Origin of the sequence: Sulfitobacter sp. HI0129 (genome assembly GCF_001635395.1) — a bacterium.
Lineage (GTDB): Bacteria > Pseudomonadota > Alphaproteobacteria > Rhodobacterales > Rhodobacteraceae > Sulfitobacter.
Genome location: NZ_LWGH01000932.1, coordinates 1 through 785 on the forward strand (window position 1 = coordinate 1; position 785 = coordinate 785).

At 60.3% G+C, this 785-nt stretch carries 2 protein-coding genes and 1 pseudogene; 1 reads left to right on the top strand and 2 read right to left on the bottom strand.

All coding sequences use genetic code 11. From position 1 onward, the window contains the following. Positions 1-126, bottom strand: a pseudogene (locus A3764_RS24895) (arsenate reductase); the annotation flags it as partial. Between the two features lie 161 nt (positions 127-287). Here A3764_RS24895 and A3764_RS21060 point away from each other — a divergent pair. After that, positions 288-494, top strand: a complete 207-nt coding sequence (locus A3764_RS21060; RefSeq protein WP_067919266.1) for a cold-shock protein — start codon at positions 288-290, stop codon at positions 492-494. Between the two features lie 93 nt (positions 495-587). Here A3764_RS21060 and A3764_RS21065 read toward each other — a convergent pair. Then, on the bottom strand, positions 588-785 hold a 198-nt coding region (locus A3764_RS21065), incomplete at its 5' end, for a hypothetical protein (RefSeq protein WP_150122367.1).

A 785-nucleotide genomic window follows, 5' to 3' on the forward strand; every position in this document is an offset into this window, starting at 1 on the left:
CCGGGCCAGCACCGTATCAGGCACGCCCTCTTCGCGCACATCCACCAGCGCAAATTCTGGCAGTGCCTTCACGGCCTTACGGCAGCTATCGCAATTCTTCAGCCCGTAGATACGCCGTTCGTCCATGTCACCCGTCCCGGTTCCAGCAATTTTTCCCATTCTCATTTTCACTAAATTCTTGATTTTTCAACTCAGAGGTCAATCTTTTCTTGGTAGGACGGTCGCAGCACCTGCGCCGTTTACTACACCCGCATTGCGGGTTTCGATTGTGAAAGGAGCGGACAGTTATGCCAACCGGCACCGTTAAATGGTTCAACACGACAAAAGGTTACGGGTTCATTGCGCCTGAAAATGGCGGCAACGATATTTTCGTACATATTTCCGCGGTCGAGCGGTCGGGCCTCACCGGGCTCGCCGATGATCAGAAGGTCAGCTACGAGCTGACCGAAGGCCGCGACGGGCGCCAGATGGCGTCGGATATCGCGCTACTCTAGGGCCGACGCCCCGGCACCCGTAGGGAAACAGAGGCCCGGACGACCGTATCGTCACCGGGCCCCTGCGTGTTTCGGCAGGCCAGCGCGCCGCCCTCAATCGAAGGTGCAGCCCTTTGTCCCGATGGGGCAGTTCGCCTTGGGCGCGGGCGCGCGGTAGTGCCGCTTTTTCACCTGCTTACGCACCGGCGCCGGATGGGCCATGACCTGCTGATAGGTCACCGACTGGTTCGGCACGCCGCAGCAGATGACCCCCGCGATGGTGACAGGCTGCAGGCCCGCGGGGCAGTAGTT

Excerpts from the sequence above, each read along its gene's own strand:
- A3764_RS21060 (WP_067919266.1), top strand. The coding sequence starts at position 288 with ATGCCAACCGGCACCGTTAAATGGTTCAACACGACAAAAGGTTACGGG.